Annotated in this window: 16 protein-coding genes; 6 read left to right on the top strand and 10 right to left on the bottom strand. The window is 63.2% G+C overall.

The features are described 5' to 3' along the window. Positions 1–66: 66 nt before the first annotated feature. The 5 genes from AC5I5I_RS14525 to AC5I5I_RS14505 are packed head-to-tail and all read right to left on the bottom strand — an operon-like array spanning position 67 to position 6,681. The gene (locus AC5I5I_RS14525) at positions 67–1,239 is read right to left on the bottom strand and encodes an ABC transporter substrate-binding protein (protein ID WP_495974203.1); all 1,173 of its coding nucleotides are present in this window, start codon (positions 1,237–1,239) and stop codon (positions 67–69) included. Positions 1,240–1,285: 46 nt separating this feature from the next. Beyond that, entirely contained in the window at positions 1,286–2,194 is a 909-nt protein-coding gene (locus tag AC5I5I_RS14520; protein ID WP_495974201.1) for an MBL fold metallo-hydrolase, read from the bottom strand. Then, the gene (locus tag AC5I5I_RS14515) at positions 2,191–3,354 is read right to left on the bottom strand and encodes an ABC transporter substrate-binding protein (protein WP_495974199.1); all 1,164 of its coding nucleotides are present in this window, start codon (positions 3,352–3,354) and stop codon (positions 2,191–2,193) included. The genes AC5I5I_RS14520 and AC5I5I_RS14515 overlap by 4 nt, the downstream gene beginning before the upstream one ends. 52 nt (positions 3,355–3,406) lie before the next feature. Beyond that, the gene (locus AC5I5I_RS14510; protein WP_495974197.1) at positions 3,407–4,399 is read right to left on the bottom strand and encodes a dihydrodipicolinate synthase family protein; all 993 of its coding nucleotides are present in this window, start codon (positions 4,397–4,399) and stop codon (positions 3,407–3,409) included. After that, on the bottom strand, positions 4,396–6,681 hold the full coding sequence (locus AC5I5I_RS14505; protein WP_495974195.1) for a xanthine dehydrogenase family protein molybdopterin-binding subunit: 2,286 nt from the start codon (positions 6,679–6,681) through the stop codon (positions 4,396–4,398). The genes AC5I5I_RS14510 and AC5I5I_RS14505 overlap by 4 nt, the downstream gene beginning before the upstream one ends. 108 nt (positions 6,682–6,789) lie before the next feature. Between AC5I5I_RS14505 and AC5I5I_RS14500 the strand changes: the two genes are divergently transcribed. The 3 genes from AC5I5I_RS14500 to AC5I5I_RS14490 all read left to right on the top strand — a co-directional run bounded on the left by AC5I5I_RS14500 (position 6,790) and on the right by AC5I5I_RS14490 (position 9,014). Then, entirely contained in the window at positions 6,790–7,707 is a 918-nt protein-coding gene (locus AC5I5I_RS14500) for a LysR family transcriptional regulator (protein ID WP_495974193.1), read from the top strand. Between the two features lie 110 nt (positions 7,708–7,817). After that, positions 7,818–8,441: a carboxymuconolactone decarboxylase family protein gene (locus AC5I5I_RS14495; protein WP_495974191.1), complete on the top strand. Its 624-nt coding sequence runs from the start codon at positions 7,818–7,820 to the stop codon at positions 8,439–8,441. Positions 8,442–8,453: 12 nt separating this feature from the next. Continuing rightward, positions 8,454–9,014, top strand: a complete 561-nt coding sequence (locus AC5I5I_RS14490) for a 3-hydroxyanthranilate 3,4-dioxygenase (RefSeq protein ID WP_495974189.1) — start codon at positions 8,454–8,456, stop codon at positions 9,012–9,014. Positions 9,015–9,165: 151 nt separating this feature from the next. Here the strand turns inward: AC5I5I_RS14490 and AC5I5I_RS14485 are convergent, their stop codons facing one another. Further along, the gene (locus tag AC5I5I_RS14485) at positions 9,166–10,092 is read right to left on the bottom strand and encodes an AraC family transcriptional regulator (protein ID WP_495974187.1); all 927 of its coding nucleotides are present in this window, start codon (positions 10,090–10,092) and stop codon (positions 9,166–9,168) included. A gap of 129 nt (positions 10,093–10,221) precedes the next feature. Here AC5I5I_RS14485 and AC5I5I_RS14480 point away from each other — a divergent pair, with 129 nt between their 5' ends. The 3 genes from AC5I5I_RS14480 (at position 10,222) to AC5I5I_RS14470 (ending at position 13,514) form a co-directional block, all read left to right on the top strand. Beyond that, complete coding sequence (locus AC5I5I_RS14480) at positions 10,222–11,688, top strand: 4-hydroxyphenylacetate 3-hydroxylase family protein (RefSeq protein WP_495974185.1); 1,467 nt, start codon at positions 10,222–10,224, stop codon at positions 11,686–11,688. 2 nt (positions 11,689–11,690) lie between these two features. Further along, entirely contained in the window at positions 11,691–12,497 is an 807-nt protein-coding gene (locus AC5I5I_RS14475) for an aspartate dehydrogenase (RefSeq protein ID WP_495974183.1), read from the top strand. 126 nt (positions 12,498–12,623) lie between these two features. After that, positions 12,624–13,514, top strand: coding sequence for a VOC family protein (locus AC5I5I_RS14470; RefSeq protein ID WP_495974181.1), 891 nt, complete (start codon positions 12,624–12,626; stop codon positions 13,512–13,514). 58 nt (positions 13,515–13,572) lie between these two features. Here AC5I5I_RS14470 and AC5I5I_RS14465 read toward each other — a convergent pair whose 3' ends face one another. The 4 genes from AC5I5I_RS14465 to AC5I5I_RS14450 all read right to left on the bottom strand — a co-directional run bounded on the left by AC5I5I_RS14465 (position 13,573) and on the right by AC5I5I_RS14450 (position 18,121). Then, the gene (locus AC5I5I_RS14465) at positions 13,573–14,544 is read right to left on the bottom strand and encodes a Bug family tripartite tricarboxylate transporter substrate binding protein (RefSeq protein ID WP_495974179.1); all 972 of its coding nucleotides are present in this window, start codon (positions 14,542–14,544) and stop codon (positions 13,573–13,575) included. Positions 14,545–14,600: 56 nt separating this feature from the next. Next, a complete protein-coding gene (locus AC5I5I_RS14460; protein WP_495974177.1) occupies positions 14,601–15,782 on the bottom strand; it encodes an alpha/beta hydrolase family protein in 1,182 nt (393 codons plus the stop codon). 124 nt (positions 15,783–15,906) lie between these two features. Next, positions 15,907–17,034 carry an FAD-dependent monooxygenase gene (locus AC5I5I_RS14455; protein ID WP_495974175.1) on the bottom strand — a complete coding sequence of 376 codons (1,128 nt, stop codon included), beginning with the start codon at positions 17,032–17,034 and terminating at the stop codon, positions 15,907–15,909. Between the two features lie 88 nt (positions 17,035–17,122). After that, positions 17,123–18,121 (bottom strand): ABC transporter substrate-binding protein, encoded by a 999-nt coding sequence (locus AC5I5I_RS14450; RefSeq protein WP_495974173.1) that lies wholly within the window; start codon positions 18,119–18,121, stop codon positions 17,123–17,125. Positions 18,122–18,125 lie beyond the last annotated feature (4 nt).

The following is an 18,125-nucleotide window of genomic DNA, read 5'->3' as shown; positions in this document are numbered from 1 at the left end:
GTCGGTCATCACCTCAAACGCGGAAAAGACCGGGAGGACAATGTCTCCCGGTCTTCGACTTGCTTCTTACAGCTTGCAGTCCTTGGAATAGAAGTCGCCCTTGTCGGTGAAGACCTTGCCGACCGTCTTGATCACCGGAGCGCCGTCCGGACCTTTTTCCACCCGGATCGCAACCCAGTCCTGGATCGGATGCTGGTTCGGGCCGAACTTGAACTTGCCGCGGACCGCTTCGAAATCCGCCTTCAGCATCGCCTGACGGAATTTCTCGGTGTCCTTCAGATCGCCGTTGACCGCCTTCAGCGCAGCTCCCATCGCAAGCGCCGTGTCGTACGCCTGGCTGGCATAGAAGGTCGGCAGACGGCCGGGATATTTCTTGGCCCAGGCGTCCATGAACTTCTTGTTGGCCGGATTGTCGAAATCCGCATTCCAATGCGTAGTGCCATTGGTGCCGACTGCGGCATCGCCCAGTGCCTTCACGATATTTACGTCAACCGAAGGAGCCGCCACAACCAGCGGGATCGTGCCGAGCAGGCCCGCCTGCTGATACTGCCGCGCAAAAGTGATGCCGAGGCCGCCCGGATGGAAGTGGAACACCATGTCCGGCTTGGCGGCGCGGATCTGCGCCATTTCCGGCGCGAAGTCGGTCTGGTCGAGACGCGTGTAAGTCTCGCCGACGATGTCGCCCTTGAAATAGCGCTTGAAGCCCGCGAGCGCATCTTTTCCGGCCGGATAGTTTGGCGCCAGGATGAAGGCCTTCTTGTAGCCGAGGTTGGTCGCGTTCTGGCCTGCGCTCTCGTGCAGGGTGTCGTTCTGCCAGGACACCACGAAATAGTTCTTGTGGCAGTCCTTGCCGGCGAAGTTCGAGGGCCCCGCATTCGGGCTCACATAGATGCCGCCGGCATCCAGGATGTCGGGCGCGGTCGCCCCGAGCACGTTGGAGAAGATGATGCCGGTGAAAAGCTTGATGCCGTCGGTCTTCATCATGCGGTCGGCGATCTGCTTGCCCTGGCCTGGCTTCAGACCGTCATCTTCCACCACCACCTGGACCGGTACGCCGCCGAGCTTGCCGCCTTCCATCTCGACCGCGAGGTTGAAAGCATCGCGGGCATCGGCGCCGATATAGCCGCCGGGCCCCGAGAGCGTCGTGATTAATCCGATCTTCACCGGCTCCTGCGCGACTGCACCGGTCGCAAGCAATGCCGACAACGCCACTCCGGCGCCAAGCTTGGCTAATCTCACTGTACCCTCCTGTTGTCACTCATCCGTCGATATCCGGAGTCCGGTTTCACGTCACGGGAACGAGCCGGAAGCCCGCCCCTGATTTCACAATCTGCCCGAATACCGGTGGCGGAAAATGATACGTTGCCACAATTGTCTCTGTCCCGGCGCAGGCGTCAAGCAGTCTGCGCCGCGTGGCGCGTGCCTGCGCCCGATCGACGCAGAAATTGGATGTCAGATCCGGCGTCGCGAGCTGGATCGGACTGTGCAGCACATCTGCCAGAAAAACCAGCTGTCCGCCATCGCCGACCAGCCGAACCGTCGCCATTCCGCCGGTGTGGCCGGGCGCCGGCTCGAGCCAGAGGCCGGGCAGGATTTCCGCGGGCAGATCGACCGGGTCGTACTGGCCGGCATCGATGATCGGCTGCACGCTATCCGCGTATGCGCCATGCAGGGTGTGTCCATCTTCGGCAAAGCGCGACCGCCAGTGCGACAGCTCGCGCTCCGGCACCACGTAACGGGCATTGGGAAATGTCGGCCGCCAGTCGGTGCCGCCGCCGATCGTGTTCCAGCCGACATGATCGGCGTGCAGATGCGTATTGATGACGATGTCGAAATCTGCGGGCTTGTAGCCGAGCGCCCCCAGCCGCTGGAGGAAGTCACCGTCGCGGCGGTGCCATGCGGGACGATCCGACCGCTCCTTGCCGTTGCCGACGCCGGCGTCGATCAGAATCAGATGGTCTGGGGTCTGGACGATGTAGGAATTGAAGGTCAGCGCCAGCGTCCCTGCCGCCGCATCGACGGCGCCTGGATAAGACGCCGCCGCTTCATGCAATGCATCGCCGGTCAGGTCGCGAAAAACAGCCGTGACCGGCCACCCGATCCGCTCGATGTCCGCCAGCCGATGGATGGTGGCGGTCCCGAGTTGCAGGCAATCAGGACCGACCAGCCGCACGGTGTCGGCAACCACCGTCACAGTTTGCAATCCGCCGCGTAGGGATCGCCGTAATCCGTCAGGATCTTCTCGCGCGTCTTCAGCACGATTGCCCCGGACGGATCCTTCTCGACCTTCATTGCGTACCAGTCCTGCACCGGATGCTGGTTCTTGCCGAACTTGAAGGCGCCGCGCGTAAGCTTGTAGTCCGCCTTCAACATTGCCGCACGAAAACCGTCGACATTGTCGATCTTGCCGTCGATCGCCTTGAGCGCAGCGCCGATCGCAATCGCGGTGTCGTAACCCTGCGCCGCATACATCGTCGGCGTGCGGCCGTATTTCTTCGTGAACGCCTCCACGAAGGCCTTGTTCACCGGGTTGTCGAAGTCGGCATTCCATGCGCCCGACACATCGGTGCCGAGGGCTGCTTCACCGACGGTCCTGAGCAAGGTGTGGTCCATCGACGGCTCGGCGAGCACCATCGGAATTGTGCCGAGCAGACCGGCCTGCTGATACTGCCGCATGAAGGCAATGCCGAGCGCACCCGGATGAAAATGGAACACGACGTCCGGCTTTGCGGCGCGGATCTGCGCCATCTCGGCCGCGTAATCGGTCTGATCGAGACGCGTATAGACCTCCCCGATCACCTGGCCCTTGAAGAAGCGCTTGAAGCCTTCGATCGCATCCTTGCCGGCGACATAGTTCGGCGCCAGCACGAAAGCGCGCTTGAAGCCGAGCGAGTTCGCGTTCTGGCCGGCGCTGCCCTGCATGGTGTCGGTCAGCCACGACATCACGAAGTAATTCTTGTGGCATTCCTTGCCCGCCAGATTCGACGGGCCGGCATTGGCGCTGACGAAGATTCCGCCATTGTCGACGATGTCCGGCACGATCGCGCCGGCGACATTGGAGAATACCACGCCGGTGAACAGCTTGATGCCGTCGGTCTTCATCATCCGCTCGGCGGTCTGCTTGGCCTGTCCGGGCTTCAGGCCGTCGTCCTCAATGACGAGCTGGACCGGCACGCCACCGAGCTTTCCGCCTTCCGCATCGATCGCAAGCTGAAACGCATCGCGGATATCCTGGCCGAGATAGCCGCCAGGACCGGACAGAGTCGTAATGAAGCCGATCTTCAGAGGCTGCTGCGCCGCAGCCGGTGTCAGACCAAGCACAGCCAGTAACGCCACACACACAAAACGCATCATTTCTAATTCATCTCCTTCGCCACGCGGGCTTTGACTTTGGTCGTATCGGGCCCTACGCAGCGGAGGACTTCAACGCACCGGAATTGTTTGCAAGTTTCAAGCCACAGCCGTCGAGCGCGGCACGGATTTTGGCCTTCTCGGCATCGGTGAGTTCCAGCATCGGACGGCGCACCGGGCCTGCCGCCTGACCGAGCAGCGACTGCCAATATTTTGCGTGCGCATGGCCCTTCTCCGGCGGACGCGACTTCTTGAACGCTTCGCGTACCGGGTTGAGGCTGTCGCGGACCTTGCGCGCGCCGGCGGCATCGCCCTTGAAGGCCAGATCGGTGTATTCGCGCATGCGCTTGTCGACCGCGGTCTGGTACAGATAGGGTGGATTGGAACAGAGATAGAGCCGCCAGTTCAGCTCCAGGATATTGTCGAGCCACTCCTCTTCGGAGGCCGTTGAAACCAGGATCTTGTCGCCGGCAAGCCTGGTCAGCTTGGCGTACATCTCGCGCGGGACCGAGTACTTGATCGCGACGATGGTCGGCAATTCGGCGATGCGCGCGCACAGCTCCGGGCTCATCAGATAGCCCGAATCCGGGTGGCTCCACATGGCGATGCCGATATTGGTCTGCTCGCTGATGTATTTGTAATATTCGTAAAGCGTCTCGTCCTGCGACTTGAGGAAATGCAGGACCGGCGCGTGCACCACGATGTAATCGGCGCCGACCGCTTCGGCATGCTTGGCGAGGTCGATCACGACGTCGATGTTCTGGTCGGAACAGGACATGATGGTCTGGAAGCCATGTTTCTTGGCCGCATCGACCGCGATCTCGAACGTGCGCTTGCGTTCCGGCACCGACATCGAGAAGAACTCGCCTTGCTTGCCGGCGATGAACACGCCGTCGATGCCGAGGTCGTTGTGCCAATGCGCGAGATTGGACGCCATGCCCTTCTCGTCGATCTTGTAGTCCTGCGTGAACGGCGTCAGACCCGCGGCCCACACACCCTTCATATGTTCGCGGGAATAGGCCTTCGCATCGTTTCTGCCGTATTTCATCGCTTCGTTCCTTTTTCCGTCATTCCGTGTTTCATCGCCGACCAGAGCTTTTCACCGGTCAGCGGCATGTCGAGATGCGTCACCCTGAAGGGCGCCAGCGCGTCCACCGCTGCATTCACGATCGCGGCCGGCACGCCGACGCAGCCGGCTTCGCCGATGCCCTTGGCGCCCAGCGGGTTGAACGGGCTGGGCGTCTCGATCTTGCCGAGCACAAGCTCGGGCATGTGTCCGGCGCGTGGTATAGCATAATCCATGAAGCTTGCAGTCACGAGCTGACCGTCCTCGTCATAGACGATCCGCTCCAGCATCGCCTCACCCAGACCCTGGGCGAGTCCGCCGATCATCTGGCCTTGCGCCAGCATGGGATTGACGATGGTGCCGGCGTCGTCGATCCAGACGATACGGTCGACACCCAGCGTCCCGGTATCGCGGTCGATCGAGACCTGCGCGATCACGCAGCCACTCGACCAGGCTTCGCCTTCGGCCTCATGCACGCAATGGGTTCGAAGGCCCTTGCCGAACTCGGCGGCAATCTCCGCGTCGGCCTGCGCGATTCGGGCGAGATCGCGCCAGGTCAACGCGCGGCGCACCGGAATCGCGGTCTCGAATCCACTTTCGGTCAGCGCGAGATGATCGGGATCGGCCTGCAACAGCCGCGCGGCGCATGACCGCGCCTTCTCGCGGAACCGCTCGGCCGCCTGCAGAAGCGCAGAGCCGCCGATCGGCGTGGAGCGGCTGGCCAGCGCACCGATCCCGGCCGGGCAGCTTGCGGTGTCGCCATGCGCGACCGTGATCCGTTCCGGACGCGTGCGCAGCACATCGGCGACGATCTGCGCATAGGCGGTCACGCGCCCCTGCCCCTGCGCGCTGGATCCGGTGGCCGCAATGATGCTTCCGTCCGGATCGAGCCGGACCTCCGCGCTTTCCCAGCCATGCCCGCAGGGCTCGGTATAGACCGCGATGCCGACCCCGCAGACCTCACCGTCGGCGCGACGCCTGTCGCGCTCGCGCAAGGCATCCTCGTAACCGGCCTTCTGTTTCGCCATCTCCAGCAGTTGCGGATAATCGCCGGAATCGAGAACCGATTCTGTCGCCATGCGGTAAGGAAAGGCATCGGCCGGAATGAGATTGCGGCGGCGGATCTCTGCGGGATCGAGGCCGAGTGCGCGTGCGGCCTTGTCGGCAAGCCGCTCCATCAGCATCGCCGCTTCGGGACGCCCGGCGCCGCGATAGATGCCGACGGCCGCAGTGTTTTCGGCGCGGCCTTCGAGCACGATATCGACATGGTCGCAGACATACGGCCCTGGCAGACAACGCGCCGCGTTCTTGCCCGGCACGGCCGCGCTGTAGGGCAGCCAGTGGCCGAGCGGATAATCGAGCCTGGCGCGCAGACCCAAAAACTTGCCGTTCGAATCCAGCGCCAGCTCGCCCGCAATGGTCGCACCGCGGCCCTGCGAGGCCGCGAGAAAATCCTCGGTGCGCGAGCCGCGCCATTTCACCGGCCGCTTCAGCTGCAGCGAAGCAAGCGCGACCAGCACATCCTCGGGATAGATCGAGGCCTTGCCGCCGAACGCGCCGCCGACATCGGGCGCGACGACGCGGATTTTCTTCTCCGACAGGTTCAGGATCGTAGCGAGATCGGTGCGCGCGCGATGCGGGGTCTGGGTGGAGAGCCAGACATTTAGCATTTGCGCGCCTTCGTCCCAGAAGGCCATCGCCGCGCGCGGTTCGAGTGCAACCGGCGCCAGACGTTCGTGTTCGACCACGACACGCACGACATGCGCAGCCGAGGCAAACGCCGCCTCGACATCCCCTGCCTTCCAGTCATGGCGATAGATCGGCTCTTCATCGGCCCAGAGCGGCAGCGGCTCGATCTCCGCCTGGATGGCCTCCGCCGCATCCACCGCGATCGAAGCGCGGGTCGCCACCACCGCGGCGATCGGCTGGCCGACGGCGTTGATCTCCGCCACCGGCAGCACCGGAAAGGGCAAAATGCGAAGGTCCGGCAGCACGCGATTGACCGTGGCATGGCCCAGCGTGCCCGGTTCGGGCGCCGTCAACACCGCAACAACGCCCGGCATGTTCTCGGCGTCCGCAATATCCAGGCTGACGATCCGCCCGCGCGCGTGGTTGCTGCGGGCAAATTCCAGGAACAGCGTTTCCGGCAGGCGAAGATCGTCGACGAACTGGCCCTTGCCGGTGACGAGCGCGGCATCCTCGAACCGGCGCAGCGGCCGGCCGGTCCATTGCGTCCGTAAGACCTGGTCTCGCGTACCATCCATGGCGTTTGAACGGATCCTGCCGTGTCCGGGGGCGTGCGCAGAATAGTTTCGGCCCAGCCCATTCATTGAGCAAGATGACATTATCATATCTATTGATATGATTGGGTTATGAATATCACGCTCCGCCAGATCCAGGCGTTCAAGACCGTCGCCGAATTCGGCTCCTTCACCCGCGCCGCCGAGCGGTTGAAGGTGGCGCAGCCCGCGCTTTCGCTCTCGATCCGCGAACTGGAGCGGGAACTGAACCTCCGCCTGTTCGACCGCACGACCCGTAGAGTCGAACTGACCGCGGCCGGCCGCGAATTCCTGCAATCGGCGGACAAACTGCTCGCCGATCTCGACCGCGCGGTGCGCGACGCGCGCGATCTCTCCGACAAGAAGCGCGGCCGTATCGTGATCGCCGCGCCGCCGCTTCTCGCTGCCATGATCGTGCCGGCCACGATCGCGGACTTCAACGCGGCGTTTCCCGGAATCGATGTCGGGCTGGTCGATGCCCGCAACGACCAGATTCTCGACCGGCTGCGGGCCGGCGACGCCGACCTTGCCATCGGGACCTTCGATGAGCGGGCCGATGGCATCCGCCGCGAGGTTCTGGCGCAGGATGCGCTGGCGCTGTTCTGTGCGCCGTCTTCGGCGCTCGCGAAAAAACGACGGCTGAAATGGGCGGACCTGCATGACCAGAAACTGATCATGCTGACGCGCGATTCCTCCATCCGCGCACTGACGGAGCGAACCCTGGCGCAGGCGGGTCTTGAGGCCGGCAAGCCACTCTACGAGGTCTCGCAGATGACCACCGCGGTGATGCTGGCCGAGGCCGGCCTCGGCGTCACCGTGCTGCCGGCCTATGCCTGGTCGTTCGCCCGCAGCCGCGATGTTGTGTCGCGCCCGATGGTCGATCCGCAGGTCAGCCGCAATATTTTCCTGATCCAGCCGGACGGCCGGTCGCTCTCACCGGCCGCGGAGAGTTTCGCGCGGACCCTGCGGCAGCAGACTCGCGCTGCGATCGCCAAGGTCGTGTCGCGATAGAAACTTATAAGCTCGCCATATCAATCCATAACATTTTGTCGGCTTGCAGAATGAATGGGATGGCGGTGAGATAGCGCTCTTTTGCCTTTGCGGAACTCCGGAGACCTTATATGGCCCGCATCGAACTCGCCGACCGCAATGCTCTGCCGGAAGAGTTCAAGGAGCGGTTCGACGTCATCGAGAAGTCGAACGGCTATATCCCGAACAGCTATATGCAGCTCGCGCACCGGCCGCCGATCCTCAAGGCGCTGATGGATCTGTCCAAGGCCGTGATCCGCGACGAGGGCACGCTCGACCGCGGCTTCCGCTTCCTGATCGCGTATATCTCCAGCCGCACCGCCGGCTGCCAGTTCTGTCAGGCGCACAACATTTCGAGCGCCGCGCGCTGGGGCATCTCAGACGACAAGCTGAACGCGATCTGGGACTACGAGACCTCGCCGCTTTTCACCGATGCCGAGCGTGCCGCGTTCGACTACGCGCGGGGCGCGTCGGTGGTGCCCAATGCGGTGACCGACGAGATTTTCGCGCGCGTGAAGCAACATTATTCGACACCGCAGATTGTCGAGATGACCGCAGTGATCGCGCTGTTCGGCTGGCAGAACCGCTTCAACGACACGCTGCATACCGATCTCGATCAGCACACGCTCGACTGGGCCGCGCAATTCGACCTCGCCGACAAGACCGGATGGGATCCGTCGGATCACATTCCTGGTTCACCCGACAAAGCCGCCTGAAGGAGCCACCCCATGGCACAAGCAGCAACCGCCCAAGCCACCGAGCAATCGTCTGGCCCCACCGCGTTCAACCTGATGAAGTGGATCGCGGAAAATCCCGACAAGCTGAAGCCGCCGCTCGGCGCCAAGACCATCTTCCGCGAGGACGACTTCATGGTCACGGTCGTCGGCGGGCCGAACGCGCGCACCGACTATCACATCAACCAGACCGAGGAATTCTTCTTCCAGCTCAAGGGCACGGTGAAGGTTCGCATCCAGCATGAGGGCAAGCCGCACGACGTGGTGCTGCCGGAAGGCTCGATCTATCTCCTGCCGGCGAATACCCCACACGCGCCGATGCGCGGCCCCGATACGGTCGGCCTGATCGTCGAGCGCATCCGCAAGAACGGGATGACCGACACCCATCGCTGGTACTGCGAAAACTGCAACAACGTGCTGTTCGAGAAGACCGTGGTGATCGAACTGCTCGAGCGCGACATGCCGCCGGTGTTCGAGGCCTATTACGGCGATCCGGAAAACCAGCACTGCAAGAAGTGCGGCCACATCAATCCGGGCCGGCCGGCCAAGGGGTAACTCGATCTCGTGTCCCGGGCGCAGCGCAGCACGCAGTGGTGCGCTGCAGAACCGGGACCCATCGCCTTGCACGAGAACATCTTGGGTCCCGGATCAGCAGCGCACCATTTCGCTTCGCTCATGCTGCGCGGCATCCGGGACACGAGTCTGACTAATGCCTCGCGCGCTTCACCGTCTCGGAAGGCTTTTCCCGGAACCGTGCCGCATAGGCCTGGGCGAAGCGGCCGAAATGGTTGAAACCGAACGCAAGCGCAGTCTCGGTCACGCCCTCCCCCGCGCGCAGCGCCGCCCGCGCCGCATCGAGGCGGAGATCGCGCGAAAGCTCCAGCGGCGTGCAGGCGCGATGGCGTCGGAAGGCCTGCTGCAGCGTGCGCTCGCTGACGCCCGATACCGCAACAAGCTCGTCCATGCCGACGCTGCGCCCGGCATTGGCGTGGATATGCGCTTCGGCACGCCGCAAATAGGCGGGCACGTCTTCCGCTTCGGCGGGCTGCGTCGCGACCAGCGCCGAGAGCAGCAGATCTTCCAGTTCGCGCCGCAGGCCTGCATGCCCCGAAAGACCGCGCGGGTTGGCAAGATCGCGGCACAGATGCGCGATCAGGCCGACGAAGCCGTCCGCCTCATCCATGGGCAGGGGAACCGCCGCGAACAGGATCGGTCGCGTCGCACGCGCGGCGAGCCGCTGCCGCGGAATCTTGATCATGAGCTGATGCGCGTCCCGGCTCCAGGTCTTGCGATAGCGCAGGCCCGGATTCATCACAAACAGGGTGCCGGGCTTCAGCGCGATCTCGAACCGGCCGGTACGGAATCCAATCTCGCCGTCGAGCGTGAGTTGCGCCACGTAGAAATCCAGCGCCGGCGCCACGACCTCGACTTCGGTGCCATACCGCAGCATGCCGAGCGAAGTGTCGCACAGCCGGGCCTGGCGGTGACTGAAATCGACACGCCCCGCAGAGAGCCGCAAATCGTGATCGGCGAAGATCGCGGCGAGATGCGAGCGGGCGATATCCGGCCGCGTTGTGCGCGTCGCCGGGAGCAAAGCGTCGAGCTCGCGCAGATGCGGAATGTCGTAGGCCATGGTCTCGATCGTCCCAGGATGTCTGGGGGATCATGCCTGCGGAATCCGGACAAGTCATGCGGCTTTCGGCTAGCAGTCCGCCGGTTCCGGGGCTCTGATGGGGCAAACCGCCATCGGGAGCCGCACATCATGCTCAAATCCGGCAAGGACTATCTGGAAGGCCTGCGCGACGGCCGCACCGTCTATATCGGGCGCGAACGCGTCGAGGACGTCACCACGCACCCTGCGTTCCGCAATCTCGCGCGCGCCTTCGCCGACTTCTACGACCTGAAGCGCAATCCGGCGCAACGCGACGCCCTCACCTATGAGGAGGACGGCGACCGCCACTCGATCTATTACATGAAGGCCAAGACGAAGGCGCAGCTTGCGCAGCGCTCCAACGCCCATCGCATCCTGGCCGAACCGAATTTCGGCCTGCTCGGCCGCTCGCCCGACTATATCGCGAGCTTCGTCACCGGCATGAACCTGAAGCCCGAGCTGTTCGGGCAATATGCCGACAACGTGCGCAACTATTACAAATTCATGCGCGACAACGACATCTTCGCCGCGCACGCGATCGTGTCGCCGCAGGCCGCGCGCGATCCCGATTTCTTCCAGAAGAAGAATCTACCGAATCCGGCCTGCCGGGTGGTCGCGGAGAAGGACGACGGCGTCATCATCTCCGGCATGAAGATGCTGGCGACCGGCTCGGCCGTCGCCGACGAGATCTGGATCGGCAATATCCTGCCGCTGTCGCCGGAAGCGAAAGCGGAATCGATCACCTTCGCGGTTCCCTGTAACGCCAAGGGGGTATCGCTATGGTCGCGCAAGCCGTTTGCGCCGGCAGCGCAATCTGAGTTCGAAGCGCCGCTGAGCTACCGCTTCGACGAAGCCGACGCCATGGTGATGTTCGACAACGTCAAGGTGCCATGGGAGCGGGTGTTCGTGCACAACGACCCCGCCTTGTCGCGTGGCCTCTATATCGAGACCGCCGCGCATTCCTACGGCAATCACCATTCCAATGTGCGGCTGATGGTGAAGATGCAGTTCCTGGTCGGCCTGTGCAGCCGGATCGCACAGGCCAATGGCGCATCGGAGGTGCCTGCGGTGCGCGAAAATCTCGGCCGCCTGGCCGCGCTGGAATCGCTGCTCGAAGCCATCGTCGCCGGCCAGATCGAGGCCTGCGAGGAATGGCCGGTGAAGGGTTACGTCACCTTCAACCGCCGCATGATGTATGCCGGGCTGAACTGGGGCGTGGAGAATTACTCCGCCGTCATCGATACGCTGCGTGAACTCTGCGGCGGCGGCATGCTGCAAATGCCGGCGGACGGCGCGGTGCTGGAAGACGCAGAGCTCGGCGAGCAGTTCCGCACCTATTGGCAGACGCCGCATATGAGCGCGCTCGAGCGCATGAAGCTGTTCCGCCTCGCCTGGGACATCGTCGGGTCCGAACTCGGCGGGCGCCATCTGCAATACGAGAAATTCTTTCCGGGCGCATCCTTCGTGGTGCGCAACCACAATTATCGCGAGGCGCCGTGGAAAGCCTGGCAGGATCGTATTGACACGATCCTGCAACGCATGACACCGCCGGGCGAACTGAACCAGGCAGCGGAGTGATCATGAACGGACGGTTGCGTGTAATTTTCATCGGGTTCGGCGCGATCAATTCGCGCGTCGCCGATCTGCTGAAGGCACGCAAGGCGCCCGTGGACCTCGTGGCGGTTGCCACCAAAGACGACCCGGCCGAACGCGCGCGCATACCGGCCGGCGTGCCGTTCCTCGCTGCCCCGACCGACCTGGCGGCGCTGAAACCCGACCTCGTGATCGAAGCCGCAGGACGCGCCGCGATCGATGCATGGGCACCGGCCGCGCTGGCCGCGTCGCCCGCGATGATCATCGCCTCCACCTCGGCCTTTTGCGACGATGCGCTGTTGCCGCGCCTCGCCGACCTCGCGGAAAAGCAGGGCAGCCGCATCCTCATTCCCTCCGGCGCCATCGGCGGCATCGATGCGCTGGCGGGCGCGGCCGTGCTCGGGCTCGACGCAGTGACCCACCGGATCGTCAAGCCGCCGGTCGCCTGGAAGGGCACGCCAGCGGAAAAGCTGCTCGATCTTTCAACTCTGACGCAGCGCGCCGTATTCTTCGAGGGCACCGCGCGCGACGCGGCGAGCCAGTACCCGCAGAACGCCAACGCAACGGTCGTCACGTCCCTGGCCGGGATCGGGCTCGATCGCACCCGCGTCGAACTGGTCGCCGATCCGGCCGTGCACCTGAACGGGCATACCATCACGGCGGAGGGCGGGTTCGGGCGGATGACCATCACGCTGGAAAACAACCCGCTCGCCACCAATCCGAAATCGTCGGAACTGACGGCACTCTCGCTGGTCCGCCTGATCGAGCAGCAAACCCGGCCGGTCGCGATCTGACCAACCTGCGCGCAAACATTGCGCAGCATCAAATCCGGCACGCCCGATCGGCGCTATTTCAACCGCTCCGGTTCAGGCCTATAATGCATTCAATCGAATGCATCGGATCAGTTGCGGAGGCATATCATGGCCCGTCTGCGTCATTTTGCGGTTTGTGTCGGCGACCTCGACAAGGCGGCGAAGTTCTATGGCGACGTTTTCGGTCTGAAGCGGCACGGCCGCGAAGACCTGCCGATCGGCTCGGCGGTCTATATGGGCGACGGCCGCATCAATCTCGCGCTGCTCAACTTCACCGGCAGCAAGGGCCACGATTTCGGCGACAAGCCGGAAGGCCAGATCGGGGCCAATCATTTCGGTTTTCAGGTTGAAAGCATGAAGGAGACGCAGGCGCTGATCGAGAAGCACGGCGGCACCTTCTTCTTCGACCTCGGCGACGAGCGCAAAGGCAATTTCGAGCGCAAGTTCAAGGATCCCGAAGGCGTCATCTTCGACATTTCGGAAAACGGCTGGGTCGGCACCGACGGGCGCAAGATCAAGGCCGATCCGGCGCACGCTTTCCTCGACGAGACGCTGGTGCCGCAGGCCAACCTCAAGGGCCGTATCATGCACATGGCTCTGTTCGTGCGCGATCTAGAAAAGGAGGCCGCCTTCTATCAGGCGGTATTCGGGCTCAAGCATCTCGGATACGACCACCAGCCGATGGGCTCGGCGATCTATCTGACCGACGGCACCACCAATATGGCGCTGATCCGGCCCGGCATGCCCGAGGACAAGTACAAGCCCGGCGCCAATCATTGCGGCTTTCAGGTCGCCGACCTTCAGGCGGCAGAAGCCGATATCGCAAAGGCGGGCGGCTCGTTCTTCTTCGACTTCGGCGATGCCAAGCACGGTAATTTCGAGAAGAAGTTCAAGGACCACGACGGCGTCGTGTTCGACATCTCGAAGCATGGCTGGGTCGGCACGCCGACCTACACCGCGAAGAAGGCTGACGCCGCCGAGATGCAGCCGGCCAAATAGCTACGTCAAAGTTGAGCGGCGCGGCTCCGGGACGATGCCGGAGCCGCCGGCTTCTGTCCTAGTTCGCTTTCATGCCGGCTTCCGAAACCACCTTTTCGGCGGACTTGCGGCCGGTCACGATCAGATCGCGCAACTCAGCCGCTGTGCCGGCTGTGGAGGCCAATCCGCGATCGACAACATTACGTTTTGCGAAAGCCGGATCCGATATGATCGTGGCAATCTCGCTTCGCATTCTGTCGACGATCGGCTGCGGCGTTGCTGCCGGAGCAAACAGTGCGAAGAACGGCCTCCCCAGATATCCGCTGTAACCAAGCTCCGCTGCCGTAGGCACGTTCGGCAGGCTGGGAAGCCGCTTCTCGCCGTCGACAACGAGGGCGGTCACCTTGTTGGCTTCGAGCAGCGCCTGCAGGTTTCCGAAGCCAATGAACGCGACCGGGGTCGCGCCGGTCAGCATGCCGTTGACCGCATCCCCGCCGCCGCGAAACGGAACCTTCACGACATCGCCGCCCTTCTGCCTCTTGACGAAAGTTTCGACGAACGCGGCATGCGCGACACCGGGCGAGGCATAACTCATCGTGCCGGGCTTCGCTTTGGAGAGCTTTACCAGGTCGTCGACCGATTTGACGTTCAGGTCGGCGTTGATCGCAAGCACCTGCGGCATGAAGAACAGGGTCATGACCGGTTCGATGCTTTTGTCGGGATCGTATGGCAGATTCTTGAACAGATACGGATTGAAAATAACCGCCTCGCCGGGCAGGACGCAGAACGTGTAGCCGTCCGGATCGGCATCGGCACAGGCGCGCGACGCGATATTGAAGCCGCCGCCCGGGCGATTCTCGATGATGACCGGCTGCTTCAGGCGCTTGGTGAGTTCGTCGGCCACCGCGCGCGCGAAAATATCGCTGATGCCGCCGGCGCTGGACGCATTGATGAAGCGGATCGTGGATTTGGGATAGTCGCTCTGTGCCAGTGCCGGCGTGGTAACGGCGGCACCCGCCAGAAGCAACAATGCTGCACTCAAGGCCTTCATAACTTTCCTCCTGGCTGCTTATTTTTTTGTTGGCGTTTTTGCGTTGGTCGAAAAGCCTACCGGGCGGGGGCAAGAACCTCCGCAATCCAGTCAGCCATATAATCGATCTGGATCGACATGTTGTCGACGCCGCAATGTTCGATGCCACCTTCAGTTGCATCGAAAACCTTGAGATCGCGTCGCGGGCTGTTGATGGCGCGCTCCACCATCGTGGTTGCCTGCTCGAGCGGCACCTGACGGTCGTTCCCGCCATGAGCGACCAGCACCGGGCACCGGATGCGTTCTGCAACGCCGCCCTCGAGGGACATCGCGGCGATCGCCTTGGCCGTCTCCTGCTCCGTGCTCGTGCCGTAATACCACATCGCATGATCGAGCCAGTCGGCGATCGAGCGCGCCGCACCCGGGTTCCGGAGAATGCGACCATGCGACCCGTCATTGTCCCAGCGTGCGCCATGCGCCACCGCGCAGGCGAGACGAGGCTCGAACGCGGCCGAGCGAAAAGCGTAATAGCCGCCGAGACTGGGCGCGATGATCCCGATCCGCTTCGGATCGATCTCGGGGCGTTGCGAGAGCCAGTCCACGCACGCGGTGGCGGCACGCTCGATATCCGCGATCGCCGGCAGTTTCAGCTTTCTCAGCGCCGCGCCGCAGCCAGGATGATCTACATGCAGGCAGCCAATATCGCGCGCGCTCAGTTCCGTTGTCAGGTCGGAGAGAAACGCCCATTCTTTCGAGACATCGAATCCGTCGAATACGATCATGCAGGCGCCGGGCTCAGCCTTCGGCGGTGCGACATAGAGCGACGGCAGCACAGTCTTTTCGTATGGCACATCCACGAACTCGACCGGATTGCCCGACAACTCCATGCTGAGCCGGAACGCATCCAGCATCGCATCGTAGCTTTGCATCTTGCGTGGATCGCGATGACTCATCTGGCGTTCAGCCGCCATGTAATACAGGCACGCGCGGTGATATTTCCGCGCCGCGCTCCGGCTATGGCCGTTGGCGCGATCCCGGTCCGCCAGTCCGCGGACCCGATCGGCAAGCTTGCACCAGGATTCGAACCACTGAACCTGTCGCTCCTTGGACGACGCTCCCTTGGGCGCATCATCGCGAAGCGGCCGGCAGGCTTCTTCGATCTCCGACATCTCCCCGCCGACCTGAACCGTCATCAGGACGGCCATGTTCCAGGAATAATTGTCTGGAAAATACTCGAACACCTTCACGCTTGATTGCATGTAGCCTTGGCCTCCCGACGCGTGGTTTTGCTCTTTGTTGGCAAATCCGAGGCTCATTTTTAGAGCCATACGAGAAAAACGCTCGCACTTATCGGGCGCAGCAGCCGCGCAGTCAGCGCATGTCTTAGGTCCCCGTCGGCACGTGCCGTGCCGTCTTGGTCCGCTGCGCGATCAGCCACTTCGATTTGCCGGCCAGCGTCAGGAACGCGCGGCGGAGCGGCGTCGGCCAGGTGGTCGGCAGCCCGAGAAACACCGAGATGCGCTGGGTATGCTCGGTCAGCGGCCGTTCGTTCGCTTCCCACACCTTCAACGCCGTCGCCATGTCTTTCTCGCGGTCGAGATAATAAGCGAGCGACAATCCGTTCATCATCGAGCAGCCCGCGCCCTGCCCGATATTTGGCGGCAGCGCATGCGCGGCATCGCCCAGCACGGCGACGCGGCCGGACGACCACGACTTGAGACGGATATATTCGAAGCGGTCGTAGCGGGCATCGTCGGTGATCCGGTCGATCAGGTCCGCCCAGTGGGGGAAGGCGCGCTTCCAGTCCGCCTTGTCGATCGGCGTCCGCTTTCCGATCTCGTCGGAATGCAGCATGGTGAGCGCGATATAGACCTCGGTCTCGCTCACCGGCGTATAGAGAATGCGCCGGCTGCCCGACCAGTTCTCGATCGTGGTGCCGCCGTCGCCGGACGCCATTTCTTCCGCTGTTTTCGGAATCAGCACACGGATAGCGCCGTCCGGCAATCCCTTGCGTTTCGCGACCAGGTTCAGCGAGTCACGGATTTTCGAATTCACGCCGTCGCCGGCCACGATGAGGTCGGCTTTGTGGCGCGTCCCGTCGGCCATTATCAGTTCGCCGTCCGGCGTTGCCGCGACCGCTTCGGAGCCCAGCACGATCTCGACGCCGTTCCTGCGCGCGGCATCTGCCATCGCATTGATCACGCGCTGGCGCACCACCGAGAACACCCGCTTCGACGGGTCCCAGCGATGCACCGAGAGCACCGTGTTGTTCTCGTCGCGCATCTCGCGGGTATGCGCGAACGGCGCACCCTTGACCGCCTCATCGTAGGCGCCAAGCTTTTCGAGTACGCGCAGGCCGTTCTCGTAGATGTAGATACCGGCGCCTGACGGCCGGAGTTCGGGCGAGCGCTCGTGCAGCCGCACGCTCCAGCCGCGTTGCGCTAGCGCGCCTGCGGCGGCCAGTCCGGAGAAGCCGCCGCCGACAATCTCGGCATGTCGTTTGGTTACCACGTGCAGGTGCCTCCGCCGCCGGACTGGCGCATAGCCATTCGAAGAACGGCTATGCGCGGCCGGCCATGACGCAAATCAAACGGGCGGGTTACTTGATGAACTGGTTGCTATAGAGCTCCTCAACCGGGGTCTTCTTCTGGATGAAGCCTTTCTCCAGATAGAAGTCCTGCAGCTTCGCCAGCCGTTCCGGATTGATTTCGCCAAGCTTTTTCTGATCGACATAAACGTGCTTGGCGTAATAGTTGAGCGCGTTCTTGACGACGTCTTCCTTGCCCTGCCAGGTCGGCACGAACTTCACGAAGTCGGCCGCCGCCTGGTCGGGGTTGTCCATCACGTCCTTCATGCCGCGCATCGCCGCGGTCACGAATTTCTGGATCATCTCCGGGTTTTTCTTGATCATCTCGTCCGAGACCGCGATGCCCTGCGCGAGGTGCGGGAAATACTGATCGGTCGGGATCACCTTCACCTTGGTCCCAGTGGCCTGAACCAGCGCCAGCCAGTCCGGAACGCCGGCCATGCCTTGCGACTTGCCGGTGGCAACCGATTCCCACACGCCGGTCGGGCCGGCCTGCTGCACATTCACGTCGTTCTGCGTCAGGCCCGCACTCGCGAGCAACCCGATCAGCGCATAGAAAGTGGTGTCCTGGAAAGACAGCACGGTCAGCGTCTTGCCCTTCAGGTCGGCCGGCTTCTCGATGCCAGCATCTTCGCGCACCACCGTCTGCATGAAGCCCTTGCCGCCGAACAGCGCGACGATCTTCACCGGCACGCCATTGGCGCGCACCATGATCGGGCCGTCGCCGACGATGCCGCCGATCGGCGCATTGCCGGCGCCGACCATCTTCGCCACTTCGACGCCGCCGCGCGCGACCTGAAAGTCGACGTCAAGTCCGGCATCCTTGAAATAGCCCTTGCCCTTGGCAAGCTGCAGCGGAGCGAAAGCCGGAAGGATCGGCGGCGCGGGAAACAGATAGGTCACCTTTTCCTGCGCCAGCGCCTGGGGCGCGGCGAACCCGGTACCGAGGGCTGCAGCCAAAGCGGCGATGGCCAGCCTTCGGGTGATGGCGGATGATCTGGAAGCGGTCATGAAC

It is taken from the genome of Pseudorhodoplanes sp. (assembly GCF_059499825.1).
This window is presented reverse-complemented; position numbering and strand designations above follow the sequence as displayed.